The organism is Enterococcus sp. AZ196 (genome assembly GCF_050498845.1).
Classification (GTDB): Bacteria; Bacillota; Bacilli; order Lactobacillales; family Enterococcaceae; genus Enterococcus_A; species Enterococcus_A murrayae.
Genome location: NZ_JBIPAM010000001.1, coordinates 2,894,044 through 2,915,359 on the forward strand (window position 1 = coordinate 2,894,044; position 21,316 = coordinate 2,915,359).

The following is a 21,316-nucleotide window of genomic DNA, read 5'->3' on the forward strand; positions in this document are numbered from 1 at the left end:
AAGGTGGAAAAATGGCGGAAGGAAAAGCGACCAAAGAAACATTTGTTCAAGCGTTGATCGCGTTGTGCCAAGAAAAAAGTTATGAAAAAATCACTGTTCAAGATATCAGTCAAAAGGCCAGCTTAAACCGCCAAACATTTTATTATCATTTCAAGGATAAAAATGATCTGCTCCGTTATGCGTATTATCAACGCGGGCTGCAATACCTAATCTCGAACGAGCTGGTGTTGACGAATTGGGAAGAATCCGTTTTGAAGATGTTGAAAGAGATGCAGGTCTGTCATCAATTCTATTTGAATACCGTGGAAGTGACCCCGGAAGTATTAACAAAAGAGTTCAATGAATTGGCCCAACGTTTATTCGTTCGTTTATTTGACGAAGTCGATCAAGAAGGAGAACTCTCTCAAACAGATAAAGAATTTTATGCTCGTTTTCTTGCACATGGCTGTGGCGGGATTTTGATCGACTGGCTATTAGCCGGGGCAGATCAGCCGCCAATCACGATCGCGGCGCAATTATTTCGTTTTGCTAAGGATATCGAATTCTTTGCTTATCGTTTATATGAAAAAGATTGGAACGAGCGCTAAGCTCGATCCAATCCGTTTACGATATGCTTGATTGCTTTTCCTTCGAAGAGAGCAATCGCATTTTTAGCGACGATCTCAGCCATTTGATCTCTGGCTTCTACACTGGCGTTGCCGATATGCGGTGTCAAGATGACATTCGGCAGATCCTTTAAGCCTTCAGTGACCTCTGGCTCGAATTCATAGACATCCAGGGCGGCTCCTGCAATCTTCTTTGCCTTTAAGGCTTGAAGCAAAGCGGCTTCATCAATCAATGGTCCGCGGGCTGCATTGATCAAAAGGGCGCTGTCCTTCATTTGGTCAAAGGTTTTGCTCGTCAGTAAGTGTCTCGTATCCTCGGTCAATGGTGCATGGAGGGTCAGGATATCCGCTTGTTGAATCACTTCAGCTTGAGGATAATAGGTGGCATGTAATTTCTCCTCTAGCTCAGAAGTTAGCGGATGCCGCTGGTTGTAGAGGATTTTCATACCAAAAGCCCTCATCATTTGTGCTAAAGCTTGACCAATTTGGCCCATACCGATAATCCCTAAGGTCTTGTTCTTTAACTCATGACCTAAGAAGAATAGGGGAGCCCAGCCGTCAAAGCCCTCATCATGCATCAAATGATCGCCCTCAACAATTCGGCGAGACAAGGCAAGGATTAAACCAGCTGTTAATTCCGCAGTCGCATTAGTCGAGACTACCGGTGTGTTTGTTACATAGATATTTTTTTCTTTTGCATAAGCAGTGTCGATATTATTGAAGCCGGCTCCGAAGTTCGCGATCAGTTTCAATGCTGGTGCAGCATCGATGACGTCGCGATCAACCTGTGTCGATAGAGGACAAATCAAGGCTTCACAATCAACGATGTTTGCGATCAGCTCTTTTTTCGAAATTAACCCAGCTTTTTCATAGACTGTATATTCAAGCGCAGCTTCTTTTAACAATTTTGTGCCAAGCTCAGGCAGTTTGGCGGACAGATAAATTTTACTCATTTACGATCCCTCGTTTCATTTCGATAAATTGACTATAGCACAGGAGGAATGACATGAAAAAGATTCTATTTGTTTGCATGGGAAATATTTGCCGTTCACCGATGGCGGAAGCGATATTTCGGGATGCTTTCCAAAAAAAGCGAGAAAAGCAGTTTCAAGTTGATTCAGCGGCGACTAGCCGTTGGGAAGTCGGAAATCCGCCACATCAGGGGACACAGAGGATATTGTCGCAACACCATATTTCCGTCAAAGGAATGCGTGCGCGTCAAGTAACCACAGAAGATTTTTATGATGCAGATTATATTATTGGGATGGACAGAGACAATGTGTCCGACTTGGAATCAATCGCTCCCCACGGTACTGAAGATAAAATTTATTTGTACTTAGATCGGGTACCGGGACACGCTGGTGAAGGGATTCCAGATCCCTGGTATACAGGTGATTTTGAAGAAACCTATGATTTAATTCAAAAAGGTTTAAACGAATGGTTAACTTTTTTTGAAATGGACTAGATTCCTTGTTTTTTCTCTTGAATTTAAGTAAAATCATACTACATAACCATGCTCTTGATAGGAGGAAGCTGAATGACTAAAAACGAGAAGCCTAAAAAGAATTTAATCAAGCTGTTTTCAAATTCATCATATCGTTTCATCTCGGATTTTTTGAATGATTCTGCTGAAAAACGTGCCCAAGAGCAAGCCAATGAGAATATTTTTCTCAAACTAAAGATGGCGGCTCTACAAAATAGTTTAGTAGTCATTCAAGTTCAAGATGAAAAAGACGAAGAGAAATTCCAAACGATCTCAGGCTGGTTGCCCAAAGTAGTAACAAATGAGTCCATTGTTATTCGCACTCAGGATAATCAATTGGTGATGATGACAATTGATCGGATCAAAAAGGTAACGACCTTGTCACCAAGCGGAGATCAAGAAAGTATTTCACGATAAAAGTATTTCATACCTTTACGGGCGGACAGGCATCTGTTATACTCTGAGGGTATCAAAAAATAGAATAATACTGTCGCAAAGGGGAGCCCTCGGGCTGAGATTGAGATGACTCTAAACCCTAGTACCTGTTTCGGTTATTCGAGCGTAGGAATTGTGATGAAGTAATGATAATTACTTCTCCTTTGTGGACTGTATGTTCAAAAGGAGGAGTTTTTTTATGTATAGGACAAAAATTTTAGTAGAGGGCACGGTGGTGGCAGCTCTTTCGCTGGTACTGTCTTTTATTCCAACGACCATCGGCAGCAGCTTTTCAATTTCATTAGGGATGATCCCGCTGACGTTGTTTGCACTGCGAAGAGGCTTCAAACCAGCTTTGATGTCCGCGTTCATCTGGGGGATTTTACATTTTCCTGCAAGCCAAGTTGTTTATTTAAGTGTGATTCAAGTATTGATTGAGTATCCGATTGCCTTTACTTTTGCCGGATTTGCTGGATTGTATGCAAAGAAAGTGCAGCAAAGTCTAGTTGATCAAGACCTGCGGAACGTGCGCAAGAATATTATTTTAGGTACTTTTGTTGGTACAGGAGCAAGGTTTTTCTGGCATTTTATTGCAGGAGTGGTTTTCTGGGGAAGCTATGCATTATGGGGAATGAATCCTTGGATTTTCTCGCTTGTCATGAATGGTGTCAGTGGTTTGGCGACAGCGATAGTGACAGCGATCGTTGCGATCTTAGTAGTGGAAAAGGCGCCGCAGTTATATTTGCCAAAAGATGGCGCTCGTATCCACAAACAAAGTCACCAATAACTATCAAGAAAGGCTTCGCGAACTCACTTAGCTTATTGCCGATAAAGCTAGTTCGTGAAGCCGGACATGGATAGACCTGCTGCAAAGCGATTTATTCATGTGAGAATTTCATCCTTTCCTTGTAGCCAGTTAAAAAAGCATTTGTCCTCATCAATCGGACAAATGCTTTTTTCAATTAACGAAATGAGAATACAGGATCATCATTTTCAACTTCCAACGACCATAGCTGTTTGGCAGTATCATAGGTAATCTCTGCGATTTGTTGTTCTTTTTTATAATTTCTTGGACTGCGCCGCCAACCTTTTTCATCAGACAAAAAGATGGGGATGCGGTAAAGTTTATTTTTTAGTTCCGATAAATCAAGGCAGAAAATTGCCCCCTCTTGTAAAATCGGATATAATTCCTTCAATAGTTCACCATCTAACGGGGGAACAGAGGAACCTTTGCGGAAAAATGAACGACGATCATTGACTTTCTCCAAGACGATCCGTGTTAATTTGCTGGCAAGGATGCGATAAAATTCATCCAAGTAGCGGTAATATACGCGCATCGTGTCGTTGCCTAGATTGAAATAAACAAAATTATTTTGCAGCTTATAAAAAAAGGGAGAATGCAGGTGTGTCCGCATATGCCCAAAATACAGCAATTCTGAAATTTCTAATGGAGTCAGTTCTTTTAACATGGCCAGATCATTAAAATCGATCCATTTCGTTCCCTTTGAATGGGTGAAGGCTTTATTGTTAAAAAACTGTTGGACTTGTTCATGACTATTAATGATCTTTAAACCCGTATGCGGTTCATATTCTCCGACTTCTGCAACAGGGTCTAGCAATAACAGATGTTTAGGTTGATGAACAATTCCGTCAACAAAATCGTTGGGTGAAAAACCTTTTGAAAGCACAGCATTACTTGTGGAATCAATATATGCAAATAACGTATCTGGCACCAAAATTCACCCTTTCTAATAGTCGTCACAATCATTTTAACTCAATAATAAAAAAAAAGCTCGTATCTTTTATTTTAAAATTAGATTACAAAGGTCTTAAAAACTGCAACATAAAGACGCTTTTTTAACAATTAAAATCATTTTAATAAATAACAAACTTCTAATGCATTTATTTCTTTTTTTAATTTTTTCTCTAGTAAGTGAAAGTAGTATCACTAGAATTAATAGAATATGATATGATTAGCGGGAGAACACGGGAGGATTAAGATGAAGAAAAAAAGGAACTGGCTAATAAATATTTTTCTTTTCTTGTTGCTGTTAGTAGGTTTAGCTTTGATATTCAACAATCAAATCAAATATTTTTTGATGCAATATAATGGCGAACGTTACGCTGTAGCAAAAATGGAACGAGCTGAGATCGACAAAAATATGGAAAAAGAGGCTTCGTTTGATTTTGATGCGGTGCAGCCGGCCAGTACCGAAGCGGTACTTCAGGCGCAGCTAGACAACAAACAATTGCCGGTTATCGGTGGTATTGCGATTCCATCAGTTGAAATCAATTTGCCGATTTTTAAAGGTCTATCAAATGAAATGCTTTTGTATGGTGCAGGAACCTTGTCGCCAGATCAGAAGATGGGAGAAGGCAATTATGCCTTGGCAAGTCATCGTGCAGATCGTCCGGGCTTGTTGTTTACACCGCTTGAGAGCATCAAGGAAGGCGATTTGATCTATTTGACCGATTTGCATAATATCTATACCTATAAGACGACGCTAAAAGTTCGTGTTCAACCAACAGAAGTGAAATATTTGGATGTCCACCCAGACAAACAACAGGTTACTTTGATTACCTGTGGGGAAATCGAAGGTGTGACACGAATCATTGTACAAGGTGATTTAGTAGCTATGACACCAGTCAACAATGCAACTGGCACGATGCGCAAAGCGTTTGAAATGGAACAGCGAACATACTAAATGACAGCTAATTCAAAAACTTCAAGGCAGGTCTGTCTTGAAGCTTTTTGTTGCGAGAAAATTTCTGCTATACTGAAACAAGCAGGTTGAAAGCAATCGTTTCACAGTAAATCAGGGAGGAAGCGATGGAACTAAAAAGAATGTATAGATCAGAGTTGTTAGCAGCTTGGGATAAATTTCAGCGTTCACAGTTGCTTTTTCCTTTTTATGACTCTCATAGTCAAGCACGGACAGGATTTCTGTCAGCAGTTAAACGAGGGAACGGTTATTTTATAGAACGAAAAGCACAGTGGCTGTTAGTAGAGAAAGTTGATGAAGGCGGTACATGGCGGATCAATAATTTACTGATCTCAACAGATATTGGCTGGCGAACAGCCTTTTTATTATTGGAAAATGCTGCTCGACAAAAGTTTAAGCGTGCCCTGCAATTGAAGCTCAAGGCAAATTTCATTTTACAGCAATGGTTGATTGCACAAGGCTATCAATTTTTAGATGGCATTTGGCAAAAAGAATTGGTCTATCATACGGGCTTAGTATTGGGCGGCGGCGGTGCTCGCGGAGCATATCAGATTGGTGTCTGGAAGGCGCTGCTAGAAAAAAATATACAATTTGAAGTAATCACTGGTACCTCAGTTGGTGGTTTAAACGGGGCGTTGATCACGCAAGGTGACTATAATCAAGCGTTAGCGTTGTGGGAAGAAATAGAGACCGATAAAGTTTTGGATATTACCTTTAAAGAGGTGGAAGAGATCGATTTTGCAGCTCAGGTTGATCAGCTTCGAACCTTTCTTCGAACCTCCTTGCAGCAGCGAGGCGTTTCTTCAAAGCCCCTTAGACGATTGTTGGAAGAACGGCTGGATGTACAAAAAATCCAGAATGGGTGTCCCTTATATGTTGTCACGACGAAGGTTCCAGCTTTTCAAGAAGTCATTGTTCCGCTTAATGAGTGTAGAAAAGAGGAAATCATTGAATGGTTACTAGCTTCCGCAGCGTTTTTTCCCATGATGGCGATGACAAGAATCAAGGGCGAGAATTATGTAGACGGAGGCTATCGCAATAATTTACCAGTAGATATTACTTTACAAATGCCGATAACTGAATTGATTGTGGTGGATGTACATGGCCCTGGTTTGGATAAAAAATACCGATTGCCTGATGAGGTAACTGAGTTAGTATTGGCAAGTCCTTGGAACTTAGGAGATTTATTGCTATTCCAAAGCGGCCGGTCCTCTGAGAATATTGATTTAGGGTATTTGGAGACTAAACGGATATTCGGCGAGCTGCAGGGGTATCGTTACTTTTTCAGCTGTCGGGCTGATTTTGAATCGCTGACGAAGCATTTTTTTGTTTATCTAAGAGACAAGCTGAAGATTAATATGAGCTCGCTCTATCCAGAGCTTAGGAGATTTTTCCGACAAAGTGTACCAGTGGAAATACTTAGTTTGGCATTCTTAGAATTCTTTGCTTATTGGGTGAATGTCTCGCCCGTGAAGGTTTTTACACCTGAAGAATTCATTGAGACGATTTTAAAGCATTTTGAAATGCCGATCAAATTGGATGCAAATTTCTCAGTTCAAGAACAAATTGAAGATTTTATTGAGAATCACAATGTTTTTTCAAATTATTACTTGGTCTTACAAATTTACCAACTCGAGGGATCGTTGGAGGCGGCTTATCGTCGTTGGCCGATTCCAACGTTATTAGCACTCTTTTTTAGATATATTCACAATGAGAAGTAAACGTACTTTTTAGTAAACAGGAGGAGATACCATGGCTGAATTTAATTATGAAATCGTCGAAGAAATCGCTGTCCTATCAGAAAATCCGAAGGGCTGGCGTAAGGAATTGAACTTGGTGAGCTGGAATGAGCGGCCGCCAAAGTTTGACCTGCGCGATTGGGCACCCGGACATGAAAAAATGGGCAAAGGCGTTACTTTGAGTAACGAAGAATTTGCTGCGTTGAAAGAAACGCTGAAGAATATGTAGGGCAGTGAGTGATTTTTTTCAAAAGAAGGGACTAAATCAAATGAAAAGTATGACAGGATATGGCCAAGCGCTTCAAGCAAATGAGGCCTATGAACTGAATATTGAGTTAAAAAGCGTCAATAATCGTTTCTTAGACTTGCAGATTCGCATGCCGAAAGAGCTAAATCCTTTTGAAGCGCAGATTCGCAAAATCGCAAAAGATAAAATTCAACGAGGCAGAGTAGATGTATTTATTAACTTAACACCGTTGAAAAGCGGCAATAAAAAAGTTTCGGTTGATTGGGAACTTCTACAACAGTTAGTCAAGGAGCTGCAAAATGGGGGTAAAGAACATTTTGGACTTGTGGATTTTCCAGTAGAGCAGGTTCTGGTCAAAGCGATGGAGCAATCTGATTTCGTAACATTGGTGGATCAACCGACTGAGGAAGAAACGCTGGAGGAATTAGTTCAAACGACTGCTAGCGAGGCCTTCACGCAATTAGCGGTTAGTCGTGAACTTGAAGGTGCAGGAATTCAAAAGGTACTAGCAGAATACAGTGAAAAAGTTCAGACTCTAGTGACAGAGTTGAAGGGATTCGTAACTGATTATGAAGCAGATTTCCAGCAGCGCTATCAGGCAAAATTGGAAGAATATTTAGGAAACACCGTTGACCAAGACCGTTTGCTGACAGAATTAGCGATTTTATTGGAACGCGGTGATATTCATGAAGAGTTGGATCGCCTGACCATTCATTTAGAAAAACTAGTAAAACTTTTAAAAGCAACCGAGCCTGTTGGGCGGGAACTGGATTTCTTGTTGCAGGAAATGAACCGTGAGGTCAATACGATCGGCTCAAAATCAAGCCCAATTCGAATTAAGGATATCGTCGTTCAATTAAAGACGATCCTAGAAAAAATTCGCGAACAGATTCAAAATGTTGAATAGTTAGGTGAAATTTCTTATGAAATAAGAGCCGAGTTCACAATACCTCTTGAAATATTCACAAAAAAAGTGCACAATAGGCGTTAGCTAAAAAGAGCATGAAAGGGCGTTAGTATGTCTGAACGAGGACTGTTGATTGTATTGTCGGGACCTTCCGGAGTAGGAAAAGGAACGGTCAGAAAAGCCATTTTTGAAAGAGATGATAATGAGTTCCAATACTCTGTCTCAATGACCACCCGTCCGATGAGGGAAGGGGAAGTCGACGGTGTTGATTACTATTTCCGCACGAAAGAAGAATTTGAAGCAATGATCGAAGCGGGAGAAATGCTGGAGTACGCCGAGTATGTTGGAAATTATTATGGCACACCGCTAACTTATGTAAACAAAACATTGGATGAAGGCAAGGATGTCTTTTTAGAAATCGAAGTCCAAGGTGCCCAACAAGTAAAAGAAAAAGTACCAGATGGTGTTTTTATTTTCCTAACACCGCCAGATTTAGCGGAGTTAAAAGCACGGATCGTTGGACGTGGTACCGATAGCCCTGAAGTGATCGAAGAACGGATGCGGGTTGCGCGCCAAGAAATTGAAATGATGGCACTCTATGATTATGCTGTTGTTAACGATCAAGTATTAAAAGCTGTTGATCGTATCAAAGATATTATCGTCAGTGAACATTACCGAGTTGACCGAGTAATTGGCAAATATATAAAAATGTTAAAGGAGATATAAGCTTATGATGTTAAAACCTTCAATTGATACGTTGTTAGACCATGTAAATTCAAAATATTCTTTAGTAATTTTAGCTAGTAAACGTGCACATGAATTAGATTCAGGTGCTCAACCAACCTTGGACTCATTTGAATCTGTTAAAAGTGTTGGGCAAGCGCTAGAGGAAATCGATGCAGGTGCTGTAATCAATGATCCTCATCCAGAAATCAAACGAGAACGCTTGAAAATGGAAGAAGAAGAACGTCACTTGCAACGTGAACGTGATCAGCGCGATTTAGAAGAACGGATTCGTAACGAACAAAACTAAGCGGAGAATTGTTTTCGCTAATGAAGCGTAAGTGGGATTGTACCAAATACTTTTGGCGCAGTCCCTTCTTTTTGTGTTAAAGATTTATTTACGCAATTTCATAAATTTAGACGTACATATATAAAATTTAGTACACTGTTAACGAATGGAGGCGGATAGAATGAAATTAGCGCAAGTGATTGTAGATGTGCCGACGATGCAGACGGATCAGCCGTTTAGTTACTTGATCCCGCCTCAATTAGCGGTAGAAGTCGGGATGCGAGTAGAGGTCGGGTTTGGCCCGCGACATGTTCAAGGCTTTGTAGTCGGCTTTGAGACGGCACCAGAACCTCTGCCAGATAATTTGAAACCGATTATTAGAGTATTGGATCTAACCCCTGTTTTAAATCAAGAATTACTGGCGTTGGCTGATTATATGAAAGCGACCACCTTTGCCTTCAAAGTGACGTGTTTGCAGACTATGCTTCCTAGTGTAATGAAAGCCGATTATCAAAAACGCTTGTATCTAGTCAACGATGATCCAGCGATTCGGACCAAATACTTTGGTGATTCAGAGTCGATAACTTGGGAAGAAGCAGAGGCTCAGGCCTGGTTGAAAGAATTGGCGGCTTTACGTGAACAAGGCAGCATTGAACTGCGTTATGAAGTTCATACTAAAAATAAAATAAAGACTGAACGCTATATCAAACGAACCTTTGTACCGGAAAAGGTGGAAGAATTGAAGGCAGAGCTGCGGAAAAATTCCTATAAGCAAGAGCAATTATTGGATTATTTAGCAGAACTTACGGATGATGCTCTGATTTCTGTTAAGCAAATGAAGGCAGAAGATTTCACGGCAGCAAATTTGAATCAAGCAAAGAAAAAAGGCTGGTTGGAATTTGTTGCGGTAGAAAAATATCGTGATCCTTATGCTGAACGAGAAATTAAAAGAACTTCAGCATTGGATTTGAATGCCGAGCAAAAAACTGCGTATGAAGCCATCAGTCAAAAGAGTGCAGCCAATGAGCATCAAGTTTTTCTATTAGAAGGTGTGACCGGCAGCGGCAAGACTGAAGTATACTTGCAGGTTATTCAAGATGTACTGGCAAATGGACAGACGGCGATGATGCTGGTACCGGAGATTTCTTTGACCCCACAGATGGCTACGCGTTTCAAAGAACGGTTTGGTAGTGAAGTAGCCGTCCTACATAGTGGATTGTCGCAAGGGGAGAAATACGATGAATGGCGTAAATTAGAACGTGGTGAAGCCCATGTAGTTGTAGGAGCTCGCTCCGCTATCTTCGCTCCGCTTGAAAATCTTGGTGTGATTATTATTGATGAAGAGCATGAGACAAGCTATAAACAAGATGAATCCCCGCGTTATCATGCTAGAGATTTGGCTATCTGGCGCGGGAAATATCATAAATGTCCAGTCGTGTTAGGTAGTGCGACACCTTCCCTGGAATCCCGTGCGCGGGGACAGAAGGGTGTTTATCACTTGTTGAAGCTGACTGAACGAGCGAATGTTCAGGCCAAGTTACCGACAGTTGAGATTGTTGACATGCGAGAGGAAATGCAGCGGCGCTTGAATTCTTCTTTTTCTGAAGCGTTAGAAGTAAAATTACGAGATCGTTTGGCCAAAGGTGAGCAAAGTGTCCTTTTACTAAACAGACGGGGCTACTCTTCGTTTGTCATGTGTCGGGATTGTGGATTTGTCTTGCCATGTCCGAATTGCGATATATCGTTAACGCTTCATATGGATACAAAGACAATGCGCTGTCATTATTGCGGACATGAAGAGAAAATTCCTCACCAGTGTCCAAATTGTGGGAAAGACAAGATTCGCTACTTTGGAACCGGAACAGAAAAAGTTCAAGAGGAATTAGAGCAGCTGATTCCAGAGGCGCGCGTATTGCGAATGGATGTTGATACGACTCGGCGCAAGGGAGCCCATGAAAAAATCTTAACAGCTTTTGGCGATAAAGAAGCAGATATCTTGTTAGGTACACAGATGATCGCAAAAGGGTTAGATTTTCCCAATGTGACTTTAGTAGGAGTGTTAAATGCGGATACAGCATTGAATCTACCAGACTTTCGTTCCAGTGAAAGAACGTTTCAATTGCTGACGCAGGTCAGTGGACGCGCAGGACGTGGTGATAAAGCCGGTGAAGTAATTATTCAGACGTTTAATCCAGAGCATTATACAATTCAACTAGCGCAGCACCATGACTATGAACGTTTTTTCCAGCAGGAGATGCGCATTCGGCATCAAACGGATTATCCGCCCTATTATTATACGGTCAAGGTGACCGTCTCCCATCAAGAAGAGATGCGGGCAGCTCAAAAAGCCTTCCAGCTAGCGGAACAATTGCGGAAACAATTAAGTTCGCAAAGTATTTTGCTAGGGCCTACTCCAGGAGCGATCTTGCGGATTAAAAATCGTTACTATTACCAAGTAATCATCAAATATAAAAATGAACCTAAATTACAAACGACCTTGGAAGATATTTTACAAGTGAGTCAAAAAGACCAGCGTCAAGGCTTATTGATCGCTATTGACAACGAACCTATGTATTTTATTTAAGAAGTCGCAACAAGGAGGATGTTATGCGTTATCCAATTATTCTTCACCCTGATGACCGTCTATTAAAAAAAGCTGAGTCTATTGAATACATCACTGACGAGGTTGTCACACTGCTAGATGATATGTATGAAACGATGGTAGCCCATGATGGGATTGGGCTTGCGGCACCCCAAATCGGAAAAAACTTACGAATCGCTGTCGTGGAAGTTGAAGAAGGGGATCGTTTTGATTTTATCAATCCTGAGATCATCGAACGTAAAGGAACGAGTATTGATGTTGAAGGGTGTCTCTCGATTCCAGAAGTTTATGGAACAGTTGAACGCGCCGACGAGGTCACTGTACGTTATTACGATCGTGAGGGTTCAGAGATGGAAGTCACAGCCTATGGGTATTTAGCTCGTGCTTTTCAACATGAAATCGACCACTTAGACGGCAAATTATTTATCGATCAAGTAATTGATAAGATCGAACCTGAAGATTTAGAACGTTATATGGAGGAACATGCTGATGACTAAAATTATATTTATGGGAACCCCGGCTTTTTCAGTGCCGATTTTAGAAAGCTTAATCGCAGCTGGTTACGATGTCGCTGCTGTTGTAACACAGCCTGATCGCCCAGTTGGACGAAAAAAAATTATTACACCGACACCAGTAAAAGAAGCAGCATTGAAGCACGATTTATTGGTGTTGCAGCCAGAAAAAATCAGTGGTTCGCCTGAAATGGAGAAAATCAAAGAATTAGCACCTGATTTATTAATCACAGCTGCTTTTGGTCAATTTTTACCGGAAAAGTTGCTGCAGGTTCCTAAACTAGGTGCGATCAATGTTCATGCTTCCTTATTGCCAAAATATCGTGGGGGTGCACCAGTGCATTATGCGATCATGGAAGGTGAAACTGAAACCGGTGTAACAATCATGGAAATGATTAAAAAAATGGATGCAGGCGGTATTTTCAGCCAACAAAAAATTGCGATCACTAAGCAAGATGATGTTGGAACGATGTTTGAAAAGCTAAGCCAAGTGGGAAAAGAGCTGTTGTTAGCAACGCTGCCTAAAATCATCTCAGGTGAACTGAAGCCGACTCCTCAAAATGAAGAAGAAGCGACTTTCTCACCAAACATCAGTCGTGAGCAAGAGGCAATCGATTGGCAGAAAACAGCTGAGGAAGTGGATAATCAAGTGCGCGGAATGCATCCTTGGCCTGTAGCCTTCACAAGCTATGAAGGCGTTCGCTGGAAAATTTTCCATACGACACCGTTAGAAGAAACAACGACAGCAGCACCTGGGACGATTGTTGCTCGTACGAAAAAAGCTTTACATATTGCTTGTGGAAACGGTACAGTCCTGGCAGTAGATGAGCTGCAGCCAGCTGGCAAAGCAAAGCAAACGATTCAAGCTTTCTTAAATGGCAGCGGGCAAGCAGTCGCTGAAGGGCAGCAGGTGGGTTAGATGGCAAAGATTCCAAAGAAATTACTACACTCTGTCCGCTTTACGGCTCTCGAAGCCATTGAACGCATTAATCGCGGCGGTGCTTATTCAAATCTGTTATTAAACGAGCTGATTCAAAAAAATCAAGTTGATGGCAAAGACACTGGACTATTAACAGAGCTTGTTTATGGGACGATTAGCCGTCAGCTGCTATTGGCTTACGAGGTAGAACCATTTATTAAAAAAGCTAAGAAAGTAGATCCGTGGGTCAGAAGTCTATTGCAACTATCCGTTTATCAAATGCTTTATTTGGATCGTGTACCGGATCATGCCATTATCAATGAAGCGGTTGAGATTGCCAAAGCCAAAGGAAACCCAGGTACCGGAAAATTCGTTAATGGTGTCCTGCGCTCAATTCAGCGTGAAGGAGTGCCTTCGTTGGATTTAATAGAGGACCCAATAGAACGTTTAGCAACAGAAATCAGTTTGCCAAGATTTTTAACTGAAAAATTTGTCACCGAGTTGGGCGAAGAGGAAACACGAAAGCTTGGTCTATCTTTACTTGAACCGAGTCGAGTGAGCGCAAGGATCGATCTACGCTTTTTAACACGGGCAGAGGCGATTGAAGCATTGGAAGAAGACGGAATTGAAGCGCGTATCAGTGACCTTACACCTTATGGCATTGTCGCTGATAAAGGTTTTTTAGCTGGTAGTGAATTGTTTGAAAATGGCTGGCTGACGATTCAAGATGAAAGCTCCATGCTTGTTGCTCAAGCGCTGCAAATCAAGCCAGGTCAAAAGATTTTAGATGCGTGTGCTGCTCCAGGTGGAAAAACTACCCACATCGCGGCTTTGCTGCAGGATGAGGGGTCAGTCACTGCGTTAGATATACATGATCATAAACTGAAATTAGTTCAGGAAAATGCAGAACGGTTACGCGTGGCAGATACAGTGGTGACGAAAAAAATGGATGCTCGAGAAGCAGCAAATAATTTTTCGCCAGAAAGTTTTGATCGTATTTTGGTGGACGCACCTTGCTCCGGTTTGGGTTTAATGCGTCGGAAACCAGATATCAAATATCAAAAAAGACCACAAGATTTTGTTCAATTGCCTAAAATCCAGCTAGAAATTTTAAAGAATTGCGCTCCCACATTGAAATCTGGTGGGATTATGGTATACAGTACATGTACGATTGCTAAGGAAGAAAACCAAAAGGTGGTTGCAGAATTTTTAGCAGCACAGCCTGAGTTTGAAAAAATCGATTTAGATTTAGAGACGAAATTACAGCCGGCGATCCATGAACAAATGTTGGTTTTATATCCAGAAATGTTTATGACGGATGGCTTCTTTATTTGTGCAATGCGGAAAAAATAGATAAATGAGGTGGACAAAAAAGATGGAGATCCAATTTCAATCAGACATCGGTAAGCGGCGCAACATGAATCAAGACTATGCAAATGTTTTTACTAATCAAGCAGGTATGTATTTGGCGATACTAGCCGATGGCATGGGTGGTCACTTGGCTGGCGATGTTGCTAGCAAAATGGCTGTTGACGGTTTAGGCGCTGCTTGGTCGACCTCGACTATCGCGCAGCCGGAAGAAGCTTCCCAGTGGTTTTTAGAAGAAATTCAAAAAGTGAATGAAGCGATTTATCAAGAAGGTGTTGCTCATCCGGAAATGCAGGGAATGGGGACAACGATTGTCAGCACTGCTTTGTTAGATGAGAAATTTGTATTGGCTCATGTTGGTGATAGTCGTGCGTATTTGATTCAAAACAATGAATTGCAGCAGTTAACGGATGATCATTCATTAGTCAATGAGTTATTGAAATCTGGTGAGATCACAAAAGAGATGGCAGCGATCCATCCACAAAAAAACGTGTTAACACGTTCAGTAGGAATAGCTGGAACGATTAAAACAGATGTTTCAGAACATGAATGTCGCCAGAACGATTATTTGTTATTGTGTTCAGATGGTTTGACAAATATGGTGAGTGAAGAAAATATTCTCGCAATCGTGGAAAGTGATCAAACATTGGAAGCAAAGACCAAGCAATTGATCAATGCGGCTAATGATGCTGGTGGTGCGGATAACATCACTGTCTTGTTGATTCATTTTGAAGAGGAGGCTCGTCCATGATAGAAATAGGCAAATTGGTCAATGGACGGTATAAAATTATCGCCAGTATCGGTAGTGGCGGTATGGCTAACGTCTTCTTGGCCCACGATTTAATTTTGGATCGTGATGTTGCCATCAAAATATTACGTTTTGACTTTCAAAATGATCAAACTGCGATTCGACGTTTTCAGCGTGAAGCGTTGGCAGCAACAGAAATGGTGCATCCGAACATCGTTGGTGTATACGATGTAGATGAAGAAAGCGGTATGCAATATTTGGTCATGGAATACGTGAAGGGAATGGATTTGAAACGCTATATTCAAACGCGTTCACCGATCCCTTACGGAAAAATTGTAGATATTATGGAGCAAATCCTATCTGCAGTAAGTTTGGCTCATGCACATGGAATCATTCACCGTGACTTGAAGCCGCAAAATATTTTGATGGACCAGTCAGGTGTAGTAAAAATCGCCGACTTTGGCATTGCGATTGCCTTATCTGAGACTTCTTTGACTCAAACGAACTCCATGTTGGGTTCCGTGCACTATCTGTCACCAGAGCAAGCACGAGGCAGTATGGCAACAAAACAATCGGATCTTTATGCTTTAGGGATTATCTTGTATGAAATGATTACTGGCAGTGTGCCCTTTGATGGAGAATCAGCTGTGACCATTGCGTTGAAGCATTTTCAAGATGAGATGCCATCGGTAAAAGGTTTTGATCCAGAGGTTCCTCAAGCGTTGGAGAATATCGTTATGCATGCTACTGCGAAGGAGCCGGCTGATCGCTATAAAACAGCAGATGAGATGGCGGCCGATCTTTCAACTGCGTTGTTGCCAGAACGATCAAATGAACTGCCTTGGCGCCCAACAGCGATGTTAGATGAAACAAAAGTACTAACTCCGATTCAGCCTGAAGATATTCCAGTTGAGCAGCCGAAAGAAGAGCCTCCGGTTTCTGAGGAGAAGCCGAAGAAGAAAAAAGGCAAAAAACGATTTATTGCTATTTTTTTGTTGCTGATGTTAGCAATCGGCGGAGTAGTTGGATATCTATTAACTAGCTCAGCCGAAGTTTCGATCCCGCAAGTTGAGGATATGACTGAAGCAGAAGCACGAACGACATTAAAAGCGGCAAAATTAACCATTGACAGTAAAACAGATGAAGTAGCAAGTGATACGATTAAAAAAGGGCGTGTTGTCAAAACGAACCCTGGAGCAGGAACGATGATCAAAAAGAATCGCCCTGTCCGTCTGTATATTAGCTCTGGCACAAAAAAAGTGACCCTGAAAGATTATGAGGGGGACTCGATTGAAGATGCGAGAGAAGAATTGGAAAAAATTGGATTTTTAGAGAAGAACATTCGCATTAAGAAGGTTAACGATGAGTCAGCTCCTGTGGATCAGATTTTGACCCAAAATCCTAAGGAAGGGACAAAAGTTGATCCAAAAGAAGACGAGATTACTTTTGAGGTTTCAAGTGGTCCTGAGACATTCAAAATTGGCGACTATTCCCAGATGACTTATGCAGATGCCGAACAGCGATTGATACAACTTGGACTTACAAAGAATCAGATCAATCGGGTGGATGTATCAAGTGAGACAGCACCAGCAGAAGAAGTTATCAGTCAAGATCCAGTTAGCGGAACTGCTTTGACTTCAAAGGATACGATTACTTTGAAGGTCAGCTCAGGGTCTAGCTATGTTGAGTTAGATGATTTAAGCGGTCAGGATAGAGCTGCTGCAGAAAGTAAAATTTCAAGTTTAGGATTAATTTATTCTGAAAAACAGGAATTTTCTGATGATGTGGAAGCAGGCAAAGTCATTCGAACAGATCCCGGCGCAGGCTCAAATTCATTAAAAGCTGGTGATACTGTGACAGTGTACATTTCAAAAGGTCCTGAAAATAAAGAAAATACTTTTGATGTAACGATTTCGGCTAAGTTTACAGGTTCTGAAGGTCAACAAGATAAGATTACTGTATTGGTAAAAGATGCTCAAAGACCAAGTTTGACAGGGGTCTTAGATTTTCCATTGGATAAGAATACCTTATCAACCGAGCAAACCGTATCTGTAACAACTACAGAAGGCGGTTCGGCTACGATCGAGGTCCAACGAAACGGCAAATCAGCTGTAACTAAGACCGTTCAAAAAGCAGAAACAATCACTGTCCCTTAGACAAAACCTTTCCTAATTTTTTAGGAAAGGTTTTTAGGTTATTTGTACTGTAATTAGATTTGAAGTATGCTACAATAAAATTGAAATTAAAGGAGATGAGCCGGATCGAAGGACAGATTCGTAAAGCCCTCAGCGGTTTTTACTATGTTGCTAGCGAAGGAAAGATTCATCAAACAAGAGCAAGAGGAAATTTTCGTAAAAAGAAATTGACACCTTTAGTCGGAGACGAAGTAGTTTTCAGTAGCGAAGAAAATAGTGAAGGCTACATTCTTGAACTGCTGCCTAGAAAAAATGAATTGATTCGACCGCCTGTTGCTAACGTAGATCAAGGAGTAGTCGTGACAAGTCTTGTTGAGCCAAATTTTTCTTATAACTTATTGGATCGCTTTTTAGTGACGTTAGAAAATAAATACATTCATCCAATTATTTATTTGTCAAAAACGGACCTGGTTACTGATCAAGCATTGGTGGAAGAAATTCGTTCAGTTTATGAGCCCCTTGGTTATCCGGTAATTGACGGCGAACAAGACAAGCAAAAATTAACAGATTTATTCGCGGACAAGCTGACAGTTTTTATGGGGCAGTCAGGCGCTGGTAAGTCTACATTATTGAATGATGTATCACCAGATTTAAATTTAGAGACTGGCGAAATTTCTGATTCATTGGGAAGAGGACGGCACACTACCCGACATGTAGAATTATTAAATCTGTTTGGTGGTTTGGTAGCTGATACTCCCGGATTTAGTTCAATTGATTTCTTGGAGATATCTGCTGAAGAGCTGCCTAAAGAATTTCCTGAATTTCGTGACGCTGCAGCAGAGTGCCGTTTTCGCGAATGTCGACATGTTAAAGAGCCTGGCTGTGAAGTGAAACGACGCTTAGAAGAAGGGAAAATCGCGAAAACACGTTATGATAATTATTTGCAGTTTTTGCAGGAAATTGAAAAACGTCGACCTGTTTATAAGAAAAATAAATAATTATAAATTAATATGGAAAAGGAGTACAGACTATGAAAATTGCACCATCGATTTTAAGCGCAGATTTTGCACGTCTAGGTGAAGAAGTGAAAATGGTGGAGGATGCAGGTGTTGATTACATTCATATTGATGTGATGGATGGAAATTTTGTTCCGAATATTTCTTTTGGTCAAGTAGTTGTGAACGCATTGCGCCCAGTTACTAAGCTGCCATTGGATGTGCATCTGATGATTGCTAATCCCGAAAATTACATCAATGATTTTGTTAAAGCCGGAGCAGACATCATTATGGCACATGTGGAAGCGACTCCTCACATTCATCGTGTCGTTCAAATGATTAAAGCCGCAGGGGTTAAACCAGGTGTTGTTTTAAATCCAGGGACGCCAGTGGAATCGATTAAGTATGTTTTAGCTGATGTGGATCAAATCTTGGTAATGACCGTAAACCCAGGTTTCGGCGGACAGTCATTTATCGAAAGTACTGTCGATAAAATTGCAGAACTTGATCGTTTGAGAAAAGAGCATGGTTATCGCTATGAAATCGAAGTGGATGGCGGGATTCAACCTGAGTCTGCCAAAAAATGTGCAGCGGCAGGGGCAGATGTTTTTGTTGCTGGCTCATACATTTATGACGCAGAAAACCCGCAGGAAAAAATCAATGCATTGCGGGCTGCTATTAACTAATGAAAATTTTACTTGTTGCAGGCGGTGACCCAAATCACTGGCCTGCTTTTTCTCATGAATTTGATAAAATTATCGGTATTGACCGCGGCAATCTATTTCTTTTGCGTCAAGGAATAGTGCCTGATTTGGCAATCGGAGATTTTGATTCATTGAATGAAGACGAGAAAAAGGAAGTCTTTAATGCGGTTGATGAAGTGGTGACTTCTCCAGCGGAAAAGGATGATACGGATACACAATTAGCATTAGAAATAACTTTCAGACGATTTCCTAAAGCAGAAGTAACACTGATTGGAGCAACTGGTGGACGCTTGGATCACCTATTAGCCAATCTATGGTTGGGCGTTGAACCACGTTTTTCACCGTTTCTGTCTCAAATAAAGATTGCTGATAAAGGAAATGTTGTAAGTTATATTGCATCAGGAAGTCATCAAATCCCAAAAATTTCTGATATGAAATATTTGGCTTTTTGTTGTTTAACATCTGTCAAAGAACTGACATTGAAGAATGTAAAGTACGAACTTCTAAATGCAGATTTTTTACAACCAACTAGTTTAGCCAGTAATGAATTTTTGACTGGGAACGCTGAAGTCAGTTTTTCAAAAGGACTGATTGCTGTGATTCAAAGTCGAGATGTTTAAAAACGGGCAGCTAAGATTCGTTTTTTTTGAAACGAATCTGCTGTTCTTTTTTATTTATAAGAGATACTAAAATTCTTTAAAATCAACCGTCCACGCTTTTTAATCCCGGCGTTTAGTGGTAGAATTTATTCTATATTATAGCGTTCAGAGGTGCCTAAGTGAGAAAGTTTAATCCAAATAAGAATATTATTATTATATTAATTGTTGTTATTATAGTTGTGGCAACTGTTTCGATTACTGCTGCAAATCGTGCAAAAGACAGTGATACGAACGTTGTTCAATCAGCTGTGAATGACACTATCAGTGTTGTTGATAAAGTAATTACAGCACCTGGACGTTGGCTTAGCAGCGGTGTTCAATCTGTTTCTAACTTGATTAACACTTACGATGAGAATCAAAAGCTGAAAAGTGAAGTCGATCAATACGATGAAGTGAAGCAACAAACGAAGAATCAAGCGCAAGAAATAGAGCGTTTAAAAGATGAACTTGAATTGAACCAAACACTGACCAGTTATGAAAAGGTGACTGCAAATGTAATTACGCGTTCTCCAGATACGTGGCAGGATATGCTGATCGTTGATAAAGGGAGTGCAGATGGGGTAGAAGGCAACATGGCGGTCATGTCTCAAAAAGGACTGATTGGCCGCGTAATGGAAGTGAATGCTCATTCATCCAAAATTCAATTATTAACATCAGATAATAAAAGCAGCAATCATTTTCCGGTAAAAATAAGTTCCGATAAAGGGAATTCCTTTGGTCTTTTGAATAAGTATGATACAAAGGAGCAACGGCTGATTGCGGAAATTAACGATAAACAGGAAATTAAAGAAGGTGATATCGTTCAGACTTCTGGTTTAGGCGGTAATTCACCTGCAGATCTTGCTATCGGCACTGTTGAGAAAGTAAAATCAGACAGTTTTGGCTTAAATCGCGAAGTATACATTAAGCCTTATGCGCAGATGTATGATATCTCAGTCGTAACGATCATCCAAAGAATGGCGGGAGCGACCGAATGATTAGACGGAAAACCTTAAAATACATCACGCCCTTCTTACTGTTTTTCTTATTTTTGCTAGATGCGCATGTGACTCGGATCATTGCATCTTTAACAGATAATGTTTATGTGGCGAATGCACATTTAGCACTGTTGGTGTTAATGATTATTTCAAGAGTTGTAAATGAGCGTTTTTTACTGGGCACTTCCTTGGTTTTGGGGATTTTGTATGACCTATACTATATTGGCGTTATTGGAATTTATGCTGTGATTTTTCCATTGCTAGTTATGCTCCTTTATTTCTTTAAGAAAACGATTCAGCAAAATATTTTGACACTCTTTTTTACAGTTGTAATTAGTGTTACTATCTTTGAGCTGATTAGCTTATTACTGCAAACTATTTTTGGTTTAACTGGGGTTAACAGCGACTTTTTTGTTCCGCGATATTTAGGTCCGACACTACTTTTTAATATTTTGACTTTTGTAATTTTAATCTTTCCATTAGAGAAAATTTTGATTGGTCCTCCAGAAGAAGAACTTGGTATTTAAAGGGAAAATAGAACCATTT

23 protein-coding genes and 1 riboswitch are annotated in these 21,316 nt (G+C 40.7%); of the genes, 21 read left to right on the forward strand and 2 right to left on the reverse strand.

Translation table 11 applies throughout. The features are described 5' to 3' along the window. Positions 1–11: 11 nt before the first annotated feature. On the forward strand, positions 12–587 hold the full coding sequence (locus IGI67_RS13975) for a TetR/AcrR family transcriptional regulator (protein ID WP_207109587.1): 576 nt from the start codon (positions 12–14) through the stop codon (positions 585–587). Here the strand turns inward: IGI67_RS13975 and IGI67_RS13980 are convergent. Beyond that, positions 584–1,558 carry a 2-hydroxyacid dehydrogenase family protein gene (locus IGI67_RS13980; protein WP_207109586.1) on the reverse strand — a complete coding sequence of 325 codons (975 nt, stop codon included), beginning with the start codon at positions 1,556–1,558 and terminating at the stop codon, positions 584–586. The genes IGI67_RS13975 and IGI67_RS13980 overlap by 4 nt on opposite strands. Before the next feature lie 53 nt (positions 1,559–1,611). On the opposite strand from IGI67_RS13980, the gene IGI67_RS13985 reads away from it, so the two are divergent. From IGI67_RS13985 to thiT, 3 genes are all read left to right on the forward strand, one after another. Continuing rightward, on the forward strand, positions 1,612–2,070 hold the full coding sequence (locus tag IGI67_RS13985) for a low molecular weight protein-tyrosine-phosphatase (protein WP_207109585.1): 459 nt from the start codon (positions 1,612–1,614) through the stop codon (positions 2,068–2,070). Positions 2,071–2,142: 72 nt separating this feature from the next. Beyond that, positions 2,143–2,505, forward strand: a complete 363-nt coding sequence (locus IGI67_RS13990) for a hypothetical protein (protein ID WP_207109584.1) — start codon at positions 2,143–2,145, stop codon at positions 2,503–2,505. 69 nt (positions 2,506–2,574) lie between these two features. After that, positions 2,575–2,673, forward strand: a riboswitch (TPP riboswitch). 49 nt (positions 2,674–2,722) lie between these two features. After that, positions 2,723–3,310: an energy-coupled thiamine transporter ThiT gene (thiT, locus tag IGI67_RS13995; protein ID WP_207109583.1), complete on the forward strand. Its 588-nt coding sequence runs from the start codon at positions 2,723–2,725 to the stop codon at positions 3,308–3,310. A 175-nt stretch (positions 3,311–3,485) separates the two neighbouring features. On the opposite strand, the gene IGI67_RS14000 is transcribed toward thiT, so the two are convergent. After that, positions 3,486–4,256 (reverse strand): hypothetical protein, encoded by a 771-nt coding sequence (locus tag IGI67_RS14000; RefSeq protein ID WP_207109582.1) that lies wholly within the window; start codon positions 4,254–4,256, stop codon positions 3,486–3,488. A gap of 267 nt (positions 4,257–4,523) precedes the next feature. On the opposite strand from IGI67_RS14000, the gene IGI67_RS14005 reads away from it, so the two are divergent. The 17 genes from IGI67_RS14005 (at position 4,524) to mreD (ending at position 21,297) form a co-directional block, all read left to right on the forward strand. Next, positions 4,524–5,228 carry a class A sortase gene (locus tag IGI67_RS14005; protein WP_207109581.1) on the forward strand — a complete coding sequence of 235 codons (705 nt, stop codon included), beginning with the start codon at positions 4,524–4,526 and terminating at the stop codon, positions 5,226–5,228. A 125-nt stretch (positions 5,229–5,353) separates the two neighbouring features. Then, positions 5,354–6,967 carry a patatin-like phospholipase family protein gene (locus tag IGI67_RS14010; protein ID WP_207109580.1) on the forward strand — a complete coding sequence of 538 codons (1,614 nt, stop codon included), beginning with the start codon at positions 5,354–5,356 and terminating at the stop codon, positions 6,965–6,967. A gap of 31 nt (positions 6,968–6,998) precedes the next feature. Next, a complete protein-coding gene (locus tag IGI67_RS14015) occupies positions 6,999–7,214 on the forward strand; it encodes a YdbC family protein (protein WP_207109579.1) in 216 nt (71 codons plus the stop codon). Between the two features lie 40 nt (positions 7,215–7,254). Then, positions 7,255–8,139 (forward strand): YicC/YloC family endoribonuclease, encoded by an 885-nt coding sequence (locus IGI67_RS14020; RefSeq protein ID WP_207109578.1) that lies wholly within the window; start codon positions 7,255–7,257, stop codon positions 8,137–8,139. 111 nt (positions 8,140–8,250) lie between these two features. Continuing rightward, positions 8,251–8,865, forward strand: coding sequence for a guanylate kinase (gene gmk / locus IGI67_RS14025; protein WP_207109577.1), 615 nt, complete (start codon positions 8,251–8,253; stop codon positions 8,863–8,865). Between the two features lie 4 nt (positions 8,866–8,869). Beyond that, positions 8,870–9,172, forward strand: a complete 303-nt coding sequence (gene rpoZ, locus IGI67_RS14030; RefSeq protein ID WP_207109576.1) for a DNA-directed RNA polymerase subunit omega — start codon at positions 8,870–8,872, stop codon at positions 9,170–9,172. A gap of 160 nt (positions 9,173–9,332) precedes the next feature. Then, on the forward strand, positions 9,333–11,735 hold the full coding sequence (gene priA / locus IGI67_RS14035) for a primosomal protein N' (RefSeq protein ID WP_207109575.1): 2,403 nt from the start codon (positions 9,333–9,335) through the stop codon (positions 11,733–11,735). A 23-nt stretch (positions 11,736–11,758) separates the two neighbouring features. Beyond that, positions 11,759–12,250: a peptide deformylase gene (gene def / locus IGI67_RS14040; protein ID WP_207109574.1), complete on the forward strand. Its 492-nt coding sequence runs from the start codon at positions 11,759–11,761 to the stop codon at positions 12,248–12,250. After that, entirely contained in the window at positions 12,243–13,184 is a 942-nt protein-coding gene (gene fmt / locus IGI67_RS14045) for a methionyl-tRNA formyltransferase (RefSeq protein WP_207109573.1), read from the forward strand. The genes def and fmt overlap by 8 nt, the downstream gene beginning before the upstream one ends. Continuing rightward, positions 13,185–14,537, forward strand: coding sequence for a 16S rRNA (cytosine(967)-C(5))-methyltransferase RsmB (gene rsmB, locus IGI67_RS14050; RefSeq protein WP_207109572.1), 1,353 nt, complete (start codon positions 13,185–13,187; stop codon positions 14,535–14,537). Positions 14,538–14,559: 22 nt separating this feature from the next. Next, on the forward strand, positions 14,560–15,303 hold the full coding sequence (locus tag IGI67_RS14055; RefSeq protein ID WP_429958105.1) for a Stp1/IreP family PP2C-type Ser/Thr phosphatase: 744 nt from the start codon (positions 14,560–14,562) through the stop codon (positions 15,301–15,303). Further along, positions 15,300–17,456, forward strand: coding sequence for a Stk1 family PASTA domain-containing Ser/Thr kinase (gene pknB / locus IGI67_RS14060; RefSeq protein WP_429958106.1), 2,157 nt, complete (start codon positions 15,300–15,302; stop codon positions 17,454–17,456). The genes IGI67_RS14055 and pknB overlap by 4 nt, the downstream gene beginning before the upstream one ends. Before the next feature lie 95 nt (positions 17,457–17,551). Then, a complete protein-coding gene (gene rsgA, locus IGI67_RS14065) occupies positions 17,552–18,433 on the forward strand; it encodes a ribosome small subunit-dependent GTPase A (protein ID WP_429958107.1) in 882 nt (293 codons plus the stop codon). 32 nt (positions 18,434–18,465) lie between these two features. After that, positions 18,466–19,116: a ribulose-phosphate 3-epimerase gene (gene rpe / locus IGI67_RS14070; protein WP_429958108.1), complete on the forward strand. Its 651-nt coding sequence runs from the start codon at positions 18,466–18,468 to the stop codon at positions 19,114–19,116. Further along, a complete protein-coding gene (locus IGI67_RS14075) occupies positions 19,116–19,754 on the forward strand; it encodes a thiamine diphosphokinase (RefSeq protein ID WP_429958109.1) in 639 nt (212 codons plus the stop codon). The genes rpe and IGI67_RS14075 overlap by 1 nt, the downstream gene beginning before the upstream one ends. Before the next feature lie 158 nt (positions 19,755–19,912). Then, the gene (gene mreC, locus IGI67_RS14080; protein WP_429958110.1) at positions 19,913–20,770 is read left to right on the forward strand and encodes a rod shape-determining protein MreC; all 858 of its coding nucleotides are present in this window, start codon (positions 19,913–19,915) and stop codon (positions 20,768–20,770) included. Continuing rightward, the gene (gene mreD / locus IGI67_RS14085; protein ID WP_429958111.1) at positions 20,767–21,297 is read left to right on the forward strand and encodes a rod shape-determining protein MreD; all 531 of its coding nucleotides are present in this window, start codon (positions 20,767–20,769) and stop codon (positions 21,295–21,297) included. Before mreC ends, mreD begins: the two co-directional genes overlap by 4 nt. The last annotated feature ends 19 nt before the right edge of the window (positions 21,298–21,316 follow it).